Source organism: Nocardioides aromaticivorans, assembly GCF_013408525.1.
In the GTDB taxonomy this organism is placed as follows: domain Bacteria; phylum Actinomycetota; class Actinomycetes; order Propionibacteriales; family Nocardioidaceae; genus Nocardioides; species Nocardioides aromaticivorans.
This window is the reverse complement of sequence record NZ_JACBZM010000001.1, coordinates 4,774,837-4,792,016: the sequence shown is the minus strand read 5'-3', so window position 1 is coordinate 4,792,016 and position 17,180 is coordinate 4,774,837. Positions and strand designations below refer to the sequence as shown.

The window sequence follows — 17,180 nt, the reverse complement described above, 5'->3', positions numbered from 1 at the left end:
TCAGCCGGCGTCCACCCGGGCGCCGCGTTCGCCGCTGTCGGTGAGGCGGGTCTCCTCGGCCGCCCGGGCCTCGAGCTCGGCACGCAGCTCGTTCCAGTGCGCGGGGGAGGAGGCGACGGACGCCGTACCTCCCTCGAGCCGGCCGATGGCCAGTCGGGCATAGATCTGCTGCGCCGTCGCGGTGCGCTCGGAGCGGCTGTTGCTCACGAAGGTCACCAGCCAGTGCAGCAGGGCGCTGAAGCGGTTCTTGAAGCCGGTCAGGTACAGCAGGTGGATCACCAGCCACATCAACCAGGCCAGCAAGCCGCTGAGGCGCAGCCTGCCGACGAGCGCGACGGCGCTGAACCTCGAGATGGTCGCCATCGAGCCCTTGTCGAAGTACTTGAAGGGCGCCGGCGGAGCCTTCTGCTCGACGCGACGGGTGATCGTCCGCGCGGCGTACTTGCCGCCCTGGATCGCGACCTGCGCGACGCCCGGGAGGTTGTCGAGGGCCATCATGTCGCCGATCACGAAGACCTCGGGGTAGCCCGGCAGCGTCAGATCGGGGTTGACGGCTACCCGGCCGGCGCGGTCGAGCTGGGCACCGGTCTGCTCGGCGAGGAGCCTGCCCAGCGGGGAGGCCTGGACGCCCGCGGCCCAGACCTTGGTGGCGGCCTCGATCCGGGTGGTCGTGCCGTCCTTGTGCTGCAGCTCGATGCCCAACTGGTCGACGCTCGTCACGATGCCGCCGAGCAGCACCTCGACGCCTCGCTTCTCCAGCGAGCGCTGGGCGACCGCGCCGAGCTTGGCGCCGAAGGGCGGGAGCACCTGCGGCGCCGCGTCGACCATGACCACCCGCGCCTGGCGGGGGTCGAAGCTGCGGAAGTCGTGGCGCAGCGTCTTGTGGGCGAGCTCGGCGATCTGGCCGGCCATCTCGACGCCGGTCGGGCCGGCGCCGACGACGACGAAGGTCAGGTAGCGCGCCAGCTCCTCCTTCGTCTCGGCGAGCTCGGCCAGCTCGAAGGCGCCGAAGATCCGGCCGCGAAGCTCCAGCGCGTCGTCGATCGTCTTCATGCCGGGGGCGAAGTCGGCGAAGTGGTCGTTGCCGAAGTACGACTGGCCGGCGCCGGCAGCGACCACCAGGGAGTCGTAGGAGAGCTGGTGCACGCGACCCTGGATGTCGGACGTGATCGTGCGCGCCTCGAGGTCGAGCGCGCTCACCTCGCCGAGGACGACCCGGGCGTTGGCCTGGCGCGCCAGCACCTCGCGGGTCGGCGGCGCGATCTCGCCCTGGGCCAGGATGCCCGTCGCCACCTGGTACAGCAGCGGCTGGAACAGGTGGTGGGTCGTCTTCGAGATGAGCGTGACGTCGACGTCGGCGTGCTTGAGCGCCTTGGTGGCGAAGAGACCGCCGAAGCCGGAGCCGACGACGACGACATGGTGACGGGAGCCCATAGCGCAGGAGTCTTGCCGTGACGCGGCGTCACGGCAAGACCCTCTGCCGGCCGTGAGCCCCTAGATGCGCTCGATGATCGTGCCAGTCGCCATCGCCCCGCCCGCGCACATCGAGATCAGGGCGGTCGAGGCGTCGCGCCGCTCCAGCTCGTGCAGCGCGGTCGTGATCAGCCGGACGCCGGTGGCGCCGACCGGGTGGCCGAGCGCGATCGCACCGCCGTTGACGTTGACCTTGTCCAGGTCGACGCCGTGGACGCCGGCCCAGGAGAGTACGACGGACGCGAACGCCTCGTTGACCTCGAAGATGTCGAAGTCGCTGATCGCCATGCCGGTCCGGTCGAGGAGCCGCTGGGTGGCGTCGATCGGCCCGTCGAGGTGGTAGTACGGGTCGGAGCCGACGAGGCACTGGGCCTTGATCCGGGCACGCGGGGTGAGGCCGAGAGCCCGCGCCTTGTCCTCGTCCATGATCAGCAGCGCCGCGGCGCCGTCGGAGATCTGCGACGAGGTGCCGGCGGTGTGCAGGCCGTCGGGCAGCACGCTGCGCAGCGACGCGAGTCCCTCCGCCGTCGTGTCGCGCAGGCCCTGGTCGGTGTCGACGAGACGGGTCTCGCCGGTCGGGTTGCCCTCGTCGTCGAGCACCGGCGCCTCGATGGCGGCGATCTCGCGCTTGAAGCGGCCCTCGTCGACGGCGACACGGGCCTTGGCCTGCGAGGCGAGGCCGAGCACTTCGAGGTCGGCGCGCGAGATGCCGCGGTTGCGCGCGATCCGGTCGGCCGCCTCGAACTGGTTGGGCATGTCGATCGACCAGTCGGCGGGGCGCGGGTCGCCCATGCCGGGCGGCACGTTGGCGCCGAGCGGGATGCGCGACATCATCTCGACGCCGCAGGCGATGCCGACGTCGATCGTGCCCGCGGCGACCATGTCGTTGACCAGGTGGGTGGACTGCTGGCCCGAGCCGCACTGGGCGTCGAGCGCCGTGCCGGCGGTCGCGATCGGCAGGCCGGCGTAGAGCCATGCGCGGCGTACGGCGTCGTTGGACTGCTCGCCCGCCTGGGTGACGATGCCGCCGATGACCTGCTCGACCAGCGCGGGGTCGACACCGGCGCGGCGGAGCACCTCGGCCTGGATGAAGCCCAGCGTCTGGGACGGGTGGAGGCCGGCCAGCCAGCCCTTCCGCTTGCCCAGGGGAGTGCGGACGGCGTCGACGATCACAGGGTTGCCCATGGGCCCACGATAGCACCGAACTAGAACACGTTCTCGTTCTGTCCCGCTCGCGCGAGAAACGTTGAACGAAACCCTTTCGTAATCCCGCGATGCTTTGTACGGTGGGTCTAGAACGTGTTCCACCACCCCCATCTGCGAAAGGTTCGCCGTGACCGAGCTCCTCATTCCGGAGGGATGGGATCCCACCGATCCCGACATCAACGAAGTGGCCCTGCCGCACGACGAGTTCCGCGCGCTGCGGACCAACGAGCCGATCCGGTGGATCGAGCAGGTCCCCGAGGCGCGCGCCGGCTTCCTCGACACCGGGTACTGGGCGCTGACCCGGCACGCCGAGGTCCGCCAGGTCTCGAAGGACAACGAGAACTGGTCCGCGATGGAGAACGGCGTCATCATCCGCTTCGCCCCCGACATGACCCGCGACCAGGTCGAGGTCCAGCGGGCCATGCTGATCCACCACGACCCGCCGGACCACACCCAGATGCGCGGCATCGTGTCCCGCGGCTTCACCCCGCGCGTGATCGCCGCCCTCCGGACCGTCCTCGAGGAGCGCGCCCGCGAGATCGTCGCCGCTGCCGTGGCGAAGGGCTCCGGCGACTTCGTCGAGGACATCGCCGCCGAGCTGCCGCTGCAGGCGATCGCCGACTTCCTCGGCGTCCCGCAGGAGGACCGCAAGAAGCTCTTCGAGTGGTCCAACCAGATGATGGGGTACGACGACCCCGACATCGGCGCCGACCCGGCGGTCGCGTCCATGGAGATCCTCGTCTACTTCGACCAGCTCGCCAACGAGCGTCGCGCGAACCCGCAGGACGACATCGTCACGAAGCTGATCAGCGTGGGCGCCGACGACGACCACGGCGCGCTCACCAACGACGAGTTCGGGTTCTTCGTGATCCTGCTGACCGTCGCCGGCAACGAGACCACGCGCAACGCGACCAGCCACGGCATGCACGCCTTCTTCGAGCACCCCGACCAGTGGGAGCTGTGGAAGAAGGAGCGCCCGGAGACGGCCATCGACGAGATCGTCCGCTGGGCGACCCCCGTCACCGTCTTCCAGCGCACCGCGAAGAAGGACACCGAGCTCGCCGGCCAGGCGATCAAGAAGGGCGACCGCGTGGCCATGTTCTACGCGTCCGCCAACTTCGACGAGACCGTCTTCGAGGACCCGTTCTCCTTCAACATCCTGCGCGAGCACAACCCGCACGTCGCCTTCGGCGGCCACGGCGCGCACTACTGCCTCGGCGCCAACCTGGCGCGGCTGCAGATCAACCTGATCTTCAACGCGATCGCCGACCTCGCGCCCGACATCGAGCTGGTGGGCAAGCCGCGCCGCCTGCGCTCGGGCTGGCTCAACGCGATCAAGGAGATGCAGGTCAAATACGCCTGAGCGTCGTACTCCGGCGCTCTTCAGCGCAGGTTCAGGGTGGCTCCGTGAGAATGGGGCCGCCCTGAACTGCTTTCCCGGAGGTCGCATGCGTGTCCTGGTCGTCGACGACGAGCGGCGGCTCGCGCGATCACTCAAGCTCGGCCTCGAGGCCGAGGGCTTCGCGGTCGACGTGGCGCACGACGGCACCGACGGCCTGTGGCTGGCGCGCGAGAACGCGTACGACGCCATGGTGCTCGACCTGATGCTGCCCGGGATCAACGGTTACAAGGTCTGCGAGACCCTGCGGGCCGAGGAGAACTGGACACCGATCCTGATGCTCACCGCCAAGGACGGCGAGTGGGACCAGGTGGAGGGACTCGACACCGGCGCGGACGACTACCTGACCAAGCCCTTCTCCTTCCCGGTGCTCGTGGCGCGGCTGCGGGCGGTGGCCCGGCGGGGCGCGCGGGAACGGCCGACGGCGCTGGAGATCGGCGACCTCGTCGTCGACCCCGCGGCGCGGGAGGTGCGGCGTGGGGAGGTCGCGGTCAGCCTGACGGCGCGGGAGTTCGCCGTGCTGGCCTTCCTCGCCCGTCACAAGGGCGACGTCGTCTCGAAGCGCCAGATCCTCGACGCCGTCTGGGACGGCGACTTCGACGGCGACCCCAACATCGTGGAGGTCTACGTCCGGCACCTGCGCAACAAGGTGGACCGGCCGTTCGGGCGCGAGGCGATCCAGACCCTGCGCGGCGCCGGCTACCGGCTCGCGAGCGACGGGGGCTGACGTGCGTCGTTCCTCCGTCCGCACCCGGACGACGCTCGCGGCCACGGTGGTCGTCGGGGTCGCGCTGCTCATCGCGGCCGTCGCGCTCGTACTGACCGTCCGCTCGTCGCTGCACGGCGCGGCCGAGTCCACGGCCGAGCAGCAGGCGGCCGCGATCGCCGGCCAGGTCGACGACGGCGGGCTGCCGGCGCCGGGGGAGGCCGACGACGAGCCCGACGACGTCGTGTGGCAGGTCACCGATGCCGAGGGCCGGGTCCTCGCCGCGTCGGCGTCGTTGAACGGCGGCGCCATCCCGACCGAGGACGGGGAGAGAGCCCGCTTGTCCGGGGGCGAGCACCCCTACCTCGTCGTCACCGAGGACACGGCCGAGGGCGGGGAGGTCGCCGTGGCGGTGTCCCTCGAGGACGTCGACGAGACCACCGCCGCGTTGGCCCTGCCGCTCCTGCTCGGACTCCCGGTGCTCGTCCTCGTCGTCGGTGCGACGACCTGGCTCGTCGTCGGCCGGGCGTTGCGCCCGGTCGAGCGGATCCGCACCGAGGTCGAGCGGATCAGTGGCAGCAGCCTCGACCGCCGGGTCCCCGAACCGGCCGCGCGCGACGAGGTCGGCCGGCTGGCCCGCACCATGAACGCGATGCTCGGCCGGCTGCAGGACGCCAGCGAACGGCAGGGGCAGTTCGTCGGTGACGCCTCGCACGAGCTGCGCTCGCCCCTCGCCAGTCTGCGCCAGGCGGCCGAGGTCGCGCACGCCCATCCCCACGCGCTCCCGGAGGGCGAGCTCGCGGAGACCGTGCTGGTGGAGTCCGAGCGGATGCAGTCGCTCGTCGACCAGCTGCTCGCGCTCACCCGTGCGGGCGAGGGACCCGTCCGCACGCCGCGCACGGAGGTCGACGTCGACGACCTCGTCCTCGCGGAGGTACGACGCGTCGCCCGGTCGGGCCTGGCCACCGACACCACCGGCGTGGGACCCGGGCGCGTGCTCGGCGACCCCCTGGCGCTGGGCCGGGTGGTCCGCAACCTGGTCGACAACGCGGCGCGGCATGCGGCGGCGCGGATCGCGGTGTCGGTCGCGCAGCACGGGGAGACGGTCGTGCTGGCCGTGGACGACGACGGACCGGGCGTGCCGACCGCCGACCGTGAGCGGGTCTTCGAGCGGTTCGTCCGGCTCGACGAGGCCCGCGCCCGCGATGCCGGTGGCAGCGGTCTCGGACTGGCGATCGTGCGCGCCGTGGTCGCCGGCCACGGTGGCTCGGTGGCGGTCGAGTCGGGTGCGCTCGGGGGCGCGCGCTTCGTCGTACGACTGCCGTCGGGTGCTTCCTGAAGCCACCTTCAGGAGGGTTCAGGAAGGGTTCAGCGACCTCCCGGCAGGCTCGGAGCAGCAAGCCAGCCCGAGAAGGACCGAGAGGAAGATCTCCCATGAAGACCAGCACCCTGCGCCGCAAGCGCGTCGTCCTGCCCGCCCTCGCCACCGTCGCCGTCCTCGCTGTCGGCGGCACCGTCTGGGCGGCCTCGGCCGACGACGTGTCGGGCGACGAGCGCGACCGGGTCGCCACCGCGGCGACCGAGGCGGCCGGCGGCGGCGAGGCCGTCGAGGTCGAGAAGGCCGACGACCCGGGGGAGGCCTACGAGGTCGAGGTCCGGCTCGCCGACGGCAGCGAGGTCGACGTGACCCTGGACTCCGAGCTCGGCGTCGTCACCGTCGACAAGGACGACCGGGACGACCGGGACGACCGGGACGACCGGGACGAGGCCGACGACCGGGACGACGTGGGCGAGCGGCCCGACGCCGACGACCGGGTCCTCAGCGCTGCCGAGCGCGCGTCCGCGGAGACGGCGGCCCTCGCGGCGGTCGGCAGCGGCACGGTGGTCGACGTCGACCCGAGCGACGACCCGGGGGTGGCCTACGAGGCCGAGGTCCGCGACGCCAAGGGTGTCGAGTGGGACGTCGACCTGGCCGCCGACTTCTCCGTCGTGGCGAAGCGCGCCGACCGCTGAACCCGACGCCGGACCTCACACCCAACCGGCCGAAGTTGCAGTAGCGTTCCGTCGTGGACGCAGGCCGACAGGAGGACGCGATGAGCGACGTCAACGTGGAGCAGTTCCAGGGGTTCTCCGAGAACCACTACCAGCACGGGATGCACACGCTCGCGTGGATCTCCCTGTGGACGATCATCGTGCTCGGCGTGGGTGCCGGCGTCTTCGGCTTCATCTGGGGCGTCACGCACTGAACGCGGCGTTGGTGCGCCCGACGAGGTCGTCGACGACGGCGGCCACGCTGCCGCCGTTGCGCTCGTACGCCGCCCGCTGCCGGACGGATCCCCCCTCCGACAGCACCCGGGCCACCGCGTCCTGGACCAGCTCCGCGTCGCCGGCGTCCTCCAACGGCTCGGTCACCGTCGCGAGCAGGTGCTCCAGCACCTCCCGTGCCGGCCGCAGCTCACCGGTCACGGGGTCGAGCAGGCGCTCGGCCAGGCCGTAGCGCGCGGCGCGCCATCGGGCCGCGCGCAGCAGCTCCGCCCGCCAGGCGATGCCCTCGACAGGGCGCTCCGCGGCATGGGAGACCAGCGCGCGGACCAGGGCGGCGACGAGCACCGCGTCGTCGGGATCGGTGCACACGTCGGTGATCCGGACCTCCACCGTCGGGTGCGAGCGCGCGAGCCGGGCGTCGTAGTAGAGCATGCCCTCGTCGAGCGCGGCACCCGAGGCGATGATCCTGCGGCTCACGTCGCGGTAGGCAGCCACCGAGCCGAACCGCTCGACGGGCCCCGCGCTGGGCCACTGCGACCACGAGTGCGAGCGCCACGAGGCGTAGCGGGTGTCGCGGCCGTGGTGGAAGGGCGAGTTGGCACTGATCGCCAGCAGGACCGGGAGCCAGGGCGTGATCCCGTCGATCACCGTCACGCCCTCCTCGTCGGAGGCGACGTGGACGTGCACGTGCATGCCGCACGTCCCTCCCGGCCGCGCGACCTCGCCGTAGGTCTCGACCATGGCGAGATAGCGGTCGTCCCTCGTCGTCCTCGGCGGGCCGCCCGGCAGGGGTACGGCGCCGGTGGCGGCGGTCAGCAGCCCCACGCCGGCCGCGGCGGACGCGGCGGCGCGCCGTCCGGCGATCACGTCGCGGCGCAGGTCCGCCAGGTCGACCGCCGGCCGGGTCCGCGTCTCGAGCTGGTGCCGGAACAGCTCGTGGTCGAGCTGGTCGTGGGCCGCGATGCCGTGCTCGGCGGCGTACTTCAGGACCTGTTGGGAGCGTGGCGCGGCGGTCCGGGTCTGCGGGTCGACCAGCAGCAGCTCCTCCTCGACCCCCACGGTGCGCACCATGGCGGGGAGGTACCCGGGGCGTCGATGCGCAGCCGCGGCGCTCAGGCGTCGCGGGCGAGCTCCTCGAGGACGGCCTGGAAGTCCGCCTCGACCACGATCGCAAGTGCGCCGTCGTCGTCGATCCGCGTCAGCTGCTGGTAGGCCGTGCCGTCCCACCAGTAGACGTGGGGGCTGAGCGGGCCGGGGGAGTCGCTGAAGCCGGCGGACGCGAAGCCGGCCATCGCCTGCAGGCTGGGCAGCACCGAGATGTCGCGGACCAGGTGCCACACGACCTGCTGGCGGTTGGGCACGCTGAGCAGCCACCCGTGGCGCCCGGCCTCCTCACCGGCGACCTCGGCCGCGAGCGAGGGCATGAGCAGCGCGCGACTCGCGGTGTGGACGGAGGACCCGAGCAGTACGTCGAACCAGCCGCCGTCGGGGAGGTCGATCCGCTCGTGGCGCTCGACCGGCTCGCGGCGCAGGGTCTCCCGCCCCCACGTGCGCAGGAGGTCCGCGCCGCCGAACGCCTCGGCGCGCTCCTCGTTGTAGACGACGACCGCGTCGGGCAGGTCGAGGGCGATCATCTCGACCAGGCCGGGGGCGAACTCCTGGTGCGGGAAGCCGGTCAGGTCCGGGATCCCGTCGCGCTCGTAGAGGCGTGCGTAGGTGCGCTGCCGCGCCTGCTCGGGGGTGAGCCCGTCGAACGGGTCGGGCGCGTCCATGCTGGCCAGCACCCGGCCGACGTGCTGGTCGACGACGTCCGCCCAGGCGGAGCGGCCGCGATCGTCCTGGTGGCAGGCGGCCGCGACGTTCCACAGGCCGAACTGGCGCCCCGAGTCGTCGACGACGTGGTCGACGTACACCGTGACCTCGATGCCGCGGCGGGCGAAGGCATCGCGCACGAGTGCCCGGACCCGTTGGGCGTCCTCGGCGCCGAGGAAGGTGAGCGCCTCGTCGGGGTCGGCCGGCCGGGCGGGGGTCCGGTCGCCGTCGTCCCGCCGACGGCGCCTGAAGAGTGCCACGGCGCGTCGGTCCGGGACGTCAGTCGCGCGCGGTGAGGATGATCGGGTCGCCGTCGGTGATCGCGACGGTGTGCTCGGCGTGGGCGCCACGCGAGCCGTCGGCGCTGCGGATGGTCCAGCCGTCGGGGTCGAAGACGATCTCGTCGGTGGTGTGGAGGAACCACGGCTCGATGGCGATGACCAGGCCGGGACGCAGCTTGAGTCCGCGGCCGGCGCGACCGTCGTTGGCGACGTGCGGCTCGCCGTGCATCGTGCGGCCGACGCCGTGGCCGCCGAACTGGAGGTTGACCTTGAGGCCGGCCTCGTGGGCGACGCTGCCGATCGCGAAGGAGATGTCGCCGAGCTTGTTGCCCGGCCGCGCGGCCGCGATGCCTGCGGCGAGGGCCCGCTCGGTGACCTCGATGAGGCGGACGTCCTCCTCGCGCGGCGTGCCGACGATGACCGAGAGCGCGGAGTCGGAGACCCAGCCGTCGACGGAGGCGGCGAAGTCGACCGAGAGCAGGTCGCCGTCCTGGAGGACGTAGTCGAAGGGCAGGCCGTGCAGCACCGCGTCGTTGACCGAGGTGCACAGCACCTTTCCGAACGGGCTCGCACCGAACGACGGGTGGTAGTCGATGTAGCAGGACTCGGCGCCGGCGTCCTTGATCATCTGGTGCGCCAGCTCGTCGAGCTCGAGCAGGTTGACCCCGACGGCGGCCTTCTCGGCGAGGGCCTTGATCACGGAGGCGACGAAGCGTCCGGCGGGACGCATCTGCTCGATCTGGGTCGGGGTGCGCAGCTCGATCACAGGGCGAGCCTACTGACCCGGCGAGGCGTCACCGGCATCGACCACGACGGCGCTGTGGCTGGAGGCGTCGTTGGCGTCGAAGACGATGCCGTCGAGGTGCTCACCGGAGTAGACGCGGACCGAGCCGGTGAGCGACTTCGACTCCCCGGGCGCGAGGTCGACGCCGTAGCTCGACGTCCCCGGATCGCTCACGTCCGCGCTGTCCCACTGGCCGTCGACGACCGACTTGACGGTGATGTCGTCCAGGGAGATCGAGCGGTGTCCGTTGTTGGTGGCGTCGAACGTGAAGGTGCACTCGTCGGGCTCCGTGCCGCACTCCAGCGAGGTGACCGTGACGACGAGGTCGCCGCCATCGGTCTCGAACTCCTCACCGATCTCGGCGCTCGGGTCGGGCGGCTCCACGAAGTCGAGCAGGTCGCCGAGGTAGCGCCAGAACAGGAAGGAGATCACCGCCGAGAGGACGAGCGCGACGCCGGACAGCGCGATGCCCGCGCCGGCCATCGCAGTGCCCCGCCCGACGCGGCGGCCCTTCCGCACACCCGCGATGCCGAGTGGGATGCCGACCAGCGTGCCGACGACGCCGACCAGGTTGAGGATCGGGATCAGCGCGATGGTCAGGGCGACGATGCCGATCACGAGGGCGGCGACCGCGAGCCCGTTGGACGGCGGCCTCGCCGGGGTCGGCTGGAACGGCCCGGGAGGGATCGGTCCGGGCGGCGGCGGGTACGACGAGGTGGGGTCGTTCACGCCCAGAAGCCTCTCCGCGGCGCCCGCTGTCGAAACGGCAGTGAACGCCGCGGAGGAGGGACCTCCCGGCTGGTGCTCAGTTGGTGGGCTTCTCCGAGCCGACGACCCACATCGCGAAGAACTGCGACCCACCGCCGTAGGCGTGGCCGAGGGCCTTGCGGGCGCCCTCGACCTGGTGCTCGCCGGCCGCACCGCGCACCTGCAGGGCCGCCTCGCCGAAGCGGAGCATGCCGGAGGCGCCGATCGGGTTGGAGGACAGCACGCCGCCCGAGCAGTTGACCGGGATCCGGCCGGTCATGGCCGTCTCGCCGGCCTCGGTGAGCTTCCAGCCCTCACCCTCGGCGGCGAAGCCGAGGTTCTCCAGCCACATCGGCTCGAACCACGAGAACGGGACGTAGATCTCCGCGGCGTCGATCTCGTCGATGGGCGAGGTGATGCCGGCCTGCTTCCACAGCGCGGCCGCCGCGTCGCGGCCCGCCTGCGGGTTGACCTGGTCGCGCTCGGCGGCCGTGGTGGCCTCCGACCGCATCACGGTGCCGTGGATCCACGCGGGGTTCGGCGAGGACTTCGCCGTGTCCTCGTCGACGATGACCAGTGCGCAGGCGCCGTCGCTCGACGGGCAGGTCTCGTCGTACCGGATCGGGTCCCAGAGCATCTGCGAGGCCAGCACCGACTCGACCGTCGTGCCCTCGTTGTGCAGGTGCGCGTAGGGGTTCTTGAGCGCGTTGTTGCGGTCCTTGGCCGCGACGATCGCACCCACGTGGGTGGGCGCCTGCGAGCGGCGGATGTAGGAGCGCACGTGCGGCGCGAAGTAGCCGCCGGCACCCGCGTGGACGGGCATGTTGAACGGCAGCGGGACCGACAGCGCCCACATGGCGTTGGACTCCGACTGCTTCTCGTAGGCGACGGTCAGCACCCGCTTGTGGACCCCCGCCTGCACCAGCGACGACGCGACGATGGCGGTCGAGCCGCCGACCGAGCCCGCGGTGTGGACGCGCAGCAGGGGCTTGCCAGCGGCGCCGAGCGCCTCGGCGAGGAACAGCTCGGGCATCATCACGCCCTCGAACAGGTCGGGCGCCTTGCCGACGACGATCGCGTCGATGTCGTCGAGCGTCAGGTTGGCGTCGAGGAGCGCGCGGTCGATCGCCTCGCGGCACAGGCCCGCCATGGAGACGTCCTCGCGCTTCGCGCGGTGGTGCGTCTGGCCGACGCCGATGATCGCTGCAGGCTGCTTGCCCATCAGTTCCGTGCTCCTTCGGTGCTGGCTGCCAGGGTGCAGACGAGGTTCTGCTGCAGGGCGGGGCCGCTGGTGGCGTGGGCGAGGGCCTTGTCGGCCTCGCCGGACCAGATCCGCTGCGCGGCCTCGCCGACGCGGATGCCGCCGCCCGAGAACATCGGGTTGCTCGCCAGCGCGCCGCCGGACGGGTTGATGACGACGTCGTCGCCGAGGCCGAGCTCCTTGCGCAGGATGAGCTCCTGGTGGCTGAACGGCGCGTGCAGCTCGGCCACCTCGACGCCGCCGAGGTCGAGTGCGGCGCCGGCCCGCTGGGCGGAGGGGGACCGGGTCAGGTCGCGCACGCCCATGCCCATCGGGTCGACGTTGTGGGCGATCCCGGTGAGCCAGGCGGGCCGCTCGCGGACGTCGCGGGCCCGGTCGCCGGCGGCCAGCACCAGGGCCGCCACGCCGTCGGTCACCGGGGCGCAGTCGTGCTTGCGCAGCGGGTCGGCGTACATCGGGCGGGTGAGCAGCTCCTCGACCGACGAGCCGCCCTTGCGGATGGCGTGCTCGTTCTTCTCCGCGTCGGTGAGCGAGCGGTTCGCCACCTCGGCCATCGCCCGCTCGTCCCAGGCACCCGCGTCGATGCCCGCCCGGGCCTGGAGGCCGGCGAGGGACACGGTGTCGGGCCACAGGGGCGTCATCGTGTAGGGCTCGAGCTGGAGCGCGAGGGTACGCCGCAGGACGCCCGCCGAGCTCTTGCCGAAGGCGTAGACGAGGGCGGTGTCGACCTCGCCGGTCTGGATCTTGATCCACGCCTCGTACATGGCCCAGGCGAGGTCCATCTCGACGTGCGACTCGTTGACCGGCGGGATGACGCCGATCGCGTCGACGGCCTGGACGAACGAGAACGAGCGTCCGGCCAGGTAGTCGGAGGAGCCGGAGCACCAGAACCCGACGTCCTTGCGGGTCCAGCCGGTCTGCTCGTAGAGCTCCTTGAAGACCGGCACCAGGAGCTCGACGCAGGTCGGCGACCCGTCGAACTGGGGCATCTGTCGCTGGGCGAACCCGACGACGGCGACGTCACGCATCTGTCGTTGTCCCTCTCTAGAGGTGGTGCTTGTAGGTGTCGAAGTCGGCGTCCGGGTCGCCGGTCGGCGCGAAGTGGTCGATGTTCTCCAGGGAGTACGCCCACTCGTCCTTCGGCTTCCAGACCGCCTTGACCCGCATGCCCATCCGGACCTCCTCGGCGGGCACGCCGAGGATGAGGTGGAGAACCGCGATGTCGGCGCCGTCGAGGAGGACGTACGCCGAGACGTACGGCGGGGTGATCTTCTGGCCGAGGAAGGGCACGTTGACGATGCAGAAGGTCGTGATGGTGCCGGTCTGCGACAGCTCGACCTCCTCCACGGTCGGCGTGCCGTCGGAGGGGCAGGCGCTCCGCGGCGGGACGTACACCTTCTGGCAGGTGGGGCAGCGCTGGCCCATGATCCGGCCCTCGTTGAGCCCGCGGTAGAACAGCGACTCCTCGGGCGAGGCGGCGTAGTTGTAGTCGAGCGACACCTTGGTGACGACGCCGGTGACCGGCTCATCGGAGGCGACCGGGGGGACGGGGGCGTCGGCCTCGCCGGGGGCGAGGGGCTCGAAGCACGCGATGTCGTTGATGTGGCCGACCCGCTCGGCGGCCCAGCGCACGCGCACCCGCATGCCGGTGGTGACCTCCGCGGGCGAGGACACGTCCAGCGCGTGCAGGAGCGGCACGTCGGCGCCGTCGAGGGTGACCAGGGCGAACGCGAACGGCCGGTCGAACGGCTGGTCCTTCACGGGCTCCGGCACCCAGGTCCACGAGGTGACCGTGCCGACGGAGGAGACCTCCACGAACTCGGTCGTCGGCTCGTGGGTCACGGGGTCGAACTCGAGCGGCGGTACGACGACCTGGCCGGTCGAGGTGCGGCCGCCGACGACGACGCCGTCGCGGAGCCCGGAGAGGAAGCGACCGACGACGGGGCCGGTGGAACGCGTGTAGTCGAAGGCGACCGTCACCGGCGCCTGCAAGGTACGGCTCATGGGCCAAAGTGAAACATGTTCTGCTCGAAAGTGAAACATGTTCTAGAAATGAATCCGGTCGATCCGCCATGATGCGGAGCATGAAACTTGGCTTGCAGCTGGGCTACTGGGGCGCACAGCCCCCGCAGGGCGTCGGTGAGCTCGTCGCCGCGGCGGAGGACGCCGGCTTCGACGCGATCTTCACCGCGGAGGCCTGGGGCAGCGACGCCTTCACGCCGCTCGCCTGGTGGGGCCGGGAGACCTCGCGGGTCCGGCTCGGCACCTCGATCGTCCAGATGTCCGGCCGTACGCCGACCTCGATCGCCATGCACGCGCTGACCCTCGACCACCTCACCGGCGGCCGGGTCATCCTCGGGATGGGCGTCAGCGGCCCGCAGGTCGTCGAGGGCTGGTACGGCCAGCCCTTCGAGAAGCCGCTCGCGCGCACCCGCGAGGTCGTCTCGATCATCCGCAAGGTGCTGGCCCGCGAGGCGCCGGTCACCAACGACGGACCGCACCACCCGCTGCCCTACCGCGGTCCCGGCTCGGTCGGGCTGGGCAAGCCGCTGAAGCCGATCGTGCACCCGCTGCGCGCCGACCTGCCGATCTGGCTCGGGGCCGAGGGGCCGAAGAATGTCGCCCAGACCGCGGAGATCGCCGACGGCTGGATCCCGATCTTCTACACGCCCAGGAGTGCCGGGATGTACCAGCCGTGGCTCGACGAGGGCTTCGCGCGACCCGGCGCCCGTCGTACCCGCGCCGACTTCGAGATCTCCGCGACCTGCCACCTGCAGGTGGTGGAGAACGCCGAGCAGAAGCAGATGGTCGTCGATGCCATGAAGCCGTTCGTGTCGCTCTACATGGGCGGCATGGGGGCCAAGGAGCAGAACTTCCACAACCAGGTCTTCACGCGCATGGGCTACGGCGAGCTCGCGGCCCAGGTGCAGGAGCTCTACCTGTCGGGGGAGAAGGACAAGGCGACCGCGCTCATCCCCGACGAGCTCGTCGACGACATGCACATCATCGGCACCGCCTCCGAGGTGAGGGAGCGGGTCGCGCAGTGGGAGGAGACCGGCGTGACCACGCTGCTGCTCTCGTGCCGCAGCGCCGCCGAGGTGCGTCAGGTGGCCGAGGTCCTCGCCTGAGCTTGGATCCCCGCTGAGCCGGTTGTCCGGAACGCTGGCCGCTGTCGGCGGTGCCGACTAGCGTTCCGGGCATGAGGCGGGAGCCGCACGAGAACGTCGCCACGGTGCTGGTCGATCCTGCGCTGCTGCGCGACCTCGAGATCGAGCTGATGGAGCTGGACCTGTGGGTCTGGCCGGTCCGGACCGCGCCGATCTGTGTCGACGGTCCGCGCACCGCCTTCCAGGTGCGGCGCCGCCTGGTCGAGGCGCAGCGGGGCGCCTGGGACTGCGCTGCCGGGTGGACGCCGGTCTGGATCAGCTTCGGCGAGCGCTGGGCCTCGGGCGGCGACCCGCTGCCGTGGGCCGCCCACCGCGCCCTGTGGGACGTGCTGGACGCGCACGCCGAGCAGGTCCGGTTCCAGCGCCGGCTCGGTGGGGTGCGGCCGCTCGTCGCGCCGGTCGAGAAGGCTGCGGGCTGAAGCTGCGGGTTGCTTGCCCTGAAATAGAACACGTTCTAATGTTGCGCTCGTGACCGACACGCTGCGCACCCCTGCCCACAACGGCCACCTCATGGTCGCCGCCCTCAAGCGGCATGCGAACCGCCCGATCGTCCACCTGGGCGACGTGACCCTCACGGGCAAGGAGACGGCGGACCGGATCTCCCAGTACATCCAGGCGTTCGAGTCCCTCGGCGCCGGGCGTGGTACGCCGGGGGCGCTGCTCGCGCTCAACCGGCCCGAGGTCCTCTTCATCCTCGGCGCCGGCCAGACGCAGGGCTTCCAGCGGACCTCGCTGCACCCGCTCGGCTCGGCCGACGACCACGCCTACGTGATCAACGACGCGGGCATCACCACGCTCGTCATCGACCCCTACTTCGCCGCCCGTGCGGTCGAGCTGCTGGGCAAGTGCCCCGGCCTCAAGCAGGTCCTCACCATCGGCCCGGTCCCCGAGGAGCTCGCCGAGGTGGGCACGGACCTGACCGCGGTCGCGGCCACCTTCGAGCCGCGGACCCTGACGGCGGCCGTGCTGGAGCCCGACCACATCACCTCGATCACCTACACCGGCGGCACGACCGGCAAGCCGAAGGGCGTGATCGGCACCGCCCGCGCCTTCTCGACGATGTCGCAGGTCCAGATGTCGGAGTGGGAGTGGCCGGCCGAGCCGCGCTTCCTCATGTGCACGCCCCTGTCGCACGCCGGCGCGGCCTTCTTCGTGCCGGTCGTGCTCAAGGGCGGCACCCTGTTCGTCTCCTCGCGCTTCGACCCGGCCGAGGTGCTGCAGACGATCGAGGAGAAGCGGATCAACTCGCTGATGCTCGTGCCGACGATGCTCTACGCGCTGATGGACCACCCTGACTCCCGCACCCGTGACCTGTCGTCGCTGGAGACCGTCTACTACGGCGCGTCCGCGATCAACCCGGTCCGGCTCAAGGAGGCGATCGAGCGGTTCGGGCCGATCTTCGCGCAGTACTACGGCCAGTCCGAGGCGCCGATGGTGATCAGCTATTTCCCGAAGGGCGACCACGTCGACGCCGACGGTCGCCCGGTCGAGTCCCGGCTCACCTCCTGCGGCCGGCCCTCGGCGTACCTCCGGACCGCGCTGCTGGACGAGGCGGGCAACCCGGTGCCGCAGGGCGAGCCGGGGGAGATCTGCGTGGCCGGCCCGCTGCTGTCGGCGGGCTACTGGCAGCTTCCCGAGGCCACGGCCGAGACCTTCCGCGACGGCTGGATGCACACCGGCGACGTGGCGCGCGAGGACGAGGACGGCTTCTGGTACATCGTCGACCGCACCAAGGACATGATCGTCACGGGCGGCTTCAACGTCTTCCCCCGCGAGGTGGAGGACGTCATCGCCGAGCACCCGGCGATCGCCCAGGTCGGCGTGATCGGTACGCCGCACGAGAAGTTCGGCGAGGCGGTCACCGCGGTCGTGGTCCTGCGCGAGGGGCACGAGCTCACCGAGGAGGTCGTCGCCGAGATCCAGGCGGCCGTGAAGGAGCGCAAGGGCTCGGTGCAGTCCCCGAAGGACGTCATCGCGGTCGACGCGCTGCCCCTGACCGCGTTGGGCAAGCCCGACAAGAAGGCGCTGCGCGCGCGCTTCTGGACGGGCGAGCGCTCCGTCGGCTGAGGTCCGCCGCCG

17 protein-coding genes are annotated in these 17,180 nt (G+C 71.6%); 8 read left to right on the top strand and 9 right to left on the bottom strand.

Annotation, left to right across the window (positions count from 1 at the left end):
- Entirely contained in the window at positions 1 to 1,434 is a 1,434-nt protein-coding gene (locus BJ993_RS23000) for an NAD(P)/FAD-dependent oxidoreductase (RefSeq protein ID WP_179651483.1), read from the bottom strand.
- Between the two features lie 60 nt (positions 1,435 to 1,494).
- Entirely contained in the window at positions 1,495 to 2,658 is a 1,164-nt protein-coding gene (locus BJ993_RS22995) for a steroid 3-ketoacyl-CoA thiolase (protein WP_179651481.1), read from the bottom strand.
- Positions 2,659 to 2,806: 148 nt separating this feature from the next.
- Between BJ993_RS22995 and BJ993_RS22990 the strand changes: the two genes are divergently transcribed.
- The 5 genes from BJ993_RS22990 (at position 2,807) to BJ993_RS22970 (ending at position 7,030) form a co-directional block, all read left to right on the top strand.
- Positions 2,807 to 4,042, top strand: a complete 1,236-nt coding sequence (locus tag BJ993_RS22990) for a cytochrome P450 (protein WP_036546041.1) — start codon at positions 2,807 to 2,809, stop codon at positions 4,040 to 4,042.
- Positions 4,043 to 4,127: 85 nt separating this feature from the next.
- Entirely contained in the window at positions 4,128 to 4,805 is a 678-nt protein-coding gene (locus BJ993_RS22985; RefSeq protein WP_179651479.1) for a response regulator transcription factor, read from the top strand.
- 1 nt (position 4,806) lies between these two features.
- A complete protein-coding gene (locus BJ993_RS22980; protein ID WP_179651477.1) occupies positions 4,807 to 6,123 on the top strand; it encodes a sensor histidine kinase in 1,317 nt (438 codons plus the stop codon).
- A gap of 95 nt (positions 6,124 to 6,218) precedes the next feature.
- Positions 6,219 to 6,797 (top strand): PepSY domain-containing protein, encoded by a 579-nt coding sequence (locus BJ993_RS22975; RefSeq protein WP_179651475.1) that lies wholly within the window; start codon positions 6,219 to 6,221, stop codon positions 6,795 to 6,797.
- A gap of 53 nt (positions 6,798 to 6,850) precedes the next feature.
- Positions 6,851 to 7,030, top strand: a complete 180-nt coding sequence (locus BJ993_RS22970) for a hypothetical protein (protein WP_179651473.1) — start codon at positions 6,851 to 6,853, stop codon at positions 7,028 to 7,030.
- Here the strand turns inward: BJ993_RS22970 and BJ993_RS22965 are convergent.
- The 7 genes from BJ993_RS22965 to BJ993_RS22935 form a co-directional block, all read right to left on the bottom strand.
- A complete protein-coding gene (locus BJ993_RS22965) occupies positions 7,020 to 8,120 on the bottom strand; it encodes a carboxylate-amine ligase (protein ID WP_179651471.1) in 1,101 nt (366 codons plus the stop codon). The genes BJ993_RS22970 and BJ993_RS22965 overlap by 11 nt on opposite strands.
- A 41-nt stretch (positions 8,121 to 8,161) precedes the next feature.
- Positions 8,162 to 9,121: a hypothetical protein gene (locus tag BJ993_RS22960; protein ID WP_179651470.1), complete on the bottom strand. Its 960-nt coding sequence runs from the start codon at positions 9,119 to 9,121 to the stop codon at positions 8,162 to 8,164.
- 19 nt (positions 9,122 to 9,140) lie between these two features.
- Positions 9,141 to 9,908 (bottom strand): type I methionyl aminopeptidase, encoded by a 768-nt coding sequence (gene map, locus BJ993_RS22955; RefSeq protein ID WP_036546023.1) that lies wholly within the window; start codon positions 9,906 to 9,908, stop codon positions 9,141 to 9,143.
- 9 nt (positions 9,909 to 9,917) lie between these two features.
- On the bottom strand, positions 9,918 to 10,655 hold the full coding sequence (locus BJ993_RS22950; protein ID WP_179651468.1) for a DUF4190 domain-containing protein: 738 nt from the start codon (positions 10,653 to 10,655) through the stop codon (positions 9,918 to 9,920).
- A 76-nt stretch (positions 10,656 to 10,731) separates the two neighbouring features.
- The gene (locus tag BJ993_RS22945) at positions 10,732 to 11,895 is read right to left on the bottom strand and encodes a thiolase family protein (RefSeq protein ID WP_036546021.1); all 1,164 of its coding nucleotides are present in this window, start codon (positions 11,893 to 11,895) and stop codon (positions 10,732 to 10,734) included.
- Positions 11,895 to 12,962 (bottom strand): thiolase family protein, encoded by a 1,068-nt coding sequence (locus BJ993_RS22940; protein WP_036546019.1) that lies wholly within the window; start codon positions 12,960 to 12,962, stop codon positions 11,895 to 11,897. Before BJ993_RS22940 ends, BJ993_RS22945 begins: the two co-directional genes overlap by 1 nt.
- 16 nt (positions 12,963 to 12,978) lie before the next feature.
- Positions 12,979 to 13,938: a Zn-ribbon domain-containing OB-fold protein gene (locus BJ993_RS22935; RefSeq protein ID WP_179651466.1), complete on the bottom strand. Its 960-nt coding sequence runs from the start codon at positions 13,936 to 13,938 to the stop codon at positions 12,979 to 12,981.
- Positions 13,939 to 14,018: 80 nt separating this feature from the next.
- Here BJ993_RS22935 and BJ993_RS22930 point away from each other — a divergent pair, with 80 nt between their 5' ends.
- The 3 genes from BJ993_RS22930 to fadD8 all read left to right on the top strand — a co-directional run bounded on the left by BJ993_RS22930 (position 14,019) and on the right by fadD8 (position 17,168).
- A complete protein-coding gene (locus BJ993_RS22930; RefSeq protein WP_179651464.1) occupies positions 14,019 to 15,062 on the top strand; it encodes an LLM class F420-dependent oxidoreductase in 1,044 nt (347 codons plus the stop codon).
- 71 nt (positions 15,063 to 15,133) lie between these two features.
- Positions 15,134 to 15,520 carry a hypothetical protein gene (locus BJ993_RS22925; protein WP_036546012.1) on the top strand — a complete coding sequence of 129 codons (387 nt, stop codon included), beginning with the start codon at positions 15,134 to 15,136 and terminating at the stop codon, positions 15,518 to 15,520.
- Positions 15,521 to 15,569: 49 nt separating this feature from the next.
- Positions 15,570 to 17,168: a fatty-acid--CoA ligase FadD8 gene (gene fadD8, locus BJ993_RS22920; RefSeq protein WP_179651462.1), complete on the top strand. Its 1,599-nt coding sequence runs from the start codon at positions 15,570 to 15,572 to the stop codon at positions 17,166 to 17,168.
- Positions 17,169 to 17,180 lie beyond the last annotated feature (12 nt).

Excerpts from the sequence above, each read along its gene's own strand:
- BJ993_RS22930 (WP_179651464.1), top strand. The coding sequence starts at position 14,019 with ATGAAACTTGGCTTGCAGCTGGGCTACTGGGGCGCACAGCCCCCGCAG.
- BJ993_RS22945 (WP_036546021.1), bottom strand. The coding sequence starts at position 11,895 with ATGGGCAAGCAGCCTGCAGCGATCATCGGCGTCGGCCAGACGCACCAC.
- BJ993_RS22985 (WP_179651479.1), top strand. The coding sequence starts at position 4,128 with ATGCGTGTCCTGGTCGTCGACGACGAGCGGCGGCTCGCGCGATCACTC.
- BJ993_RS22965 (WP_179651471.1), bottom strand. The coding sequence starts at position 8,120 with ATGGTGCGCACCGTGGGGGTCGAGGAGGAGCTGCTGCTGGTCGACCCG.
- BJ993_RS22940 (WP_036546019.1), bottom strand. The coding sequence starts at position 12,962 with ATGCGTGACGTCGCCGTCGTCGGGTTCGCCCAGCGACAGATGCCCCAG.
- BJ993_RS22975 (WP_179651475.1), top strand. The coding sequence starts at position 6,219 with ATGAAGACCAGCACCCTGCGCCGCAAGCGCGTCGTCCTGCCCGCCCTC.
- BJ993_RS22995 (WP_179651481.1), bottom strand. The coding sequence starts at position 2,658 with ATGGGCAACCCTGTGATCGTCGACGCCGTCCGCACTCCCCTGGGCAAG.
- BJ993_RS23000 (WP_179651483.1), bottom strand. The coding sequence starts at position 1,434 with ATGGGCTCCCGTCACCATGTCGTCGTCGTCGGCTCCGGCTTCGGCGGT.
- BJ993_RS22935 (WP_179651466.1), bottom strand. The coding sequence starts at position 13,938 with ATGAGCCGTACCTTGCAGGCGCCGGTGACGGTCGCCTTCGACTACACG.
- BJ993_RS22925 (WP_036546012.1), top strand. The coding sequence starts at position 15,134 with ATGAGGCGGGAGCCGCACGAGAACGTCGCCACGGTGCTGGTCGATCCT.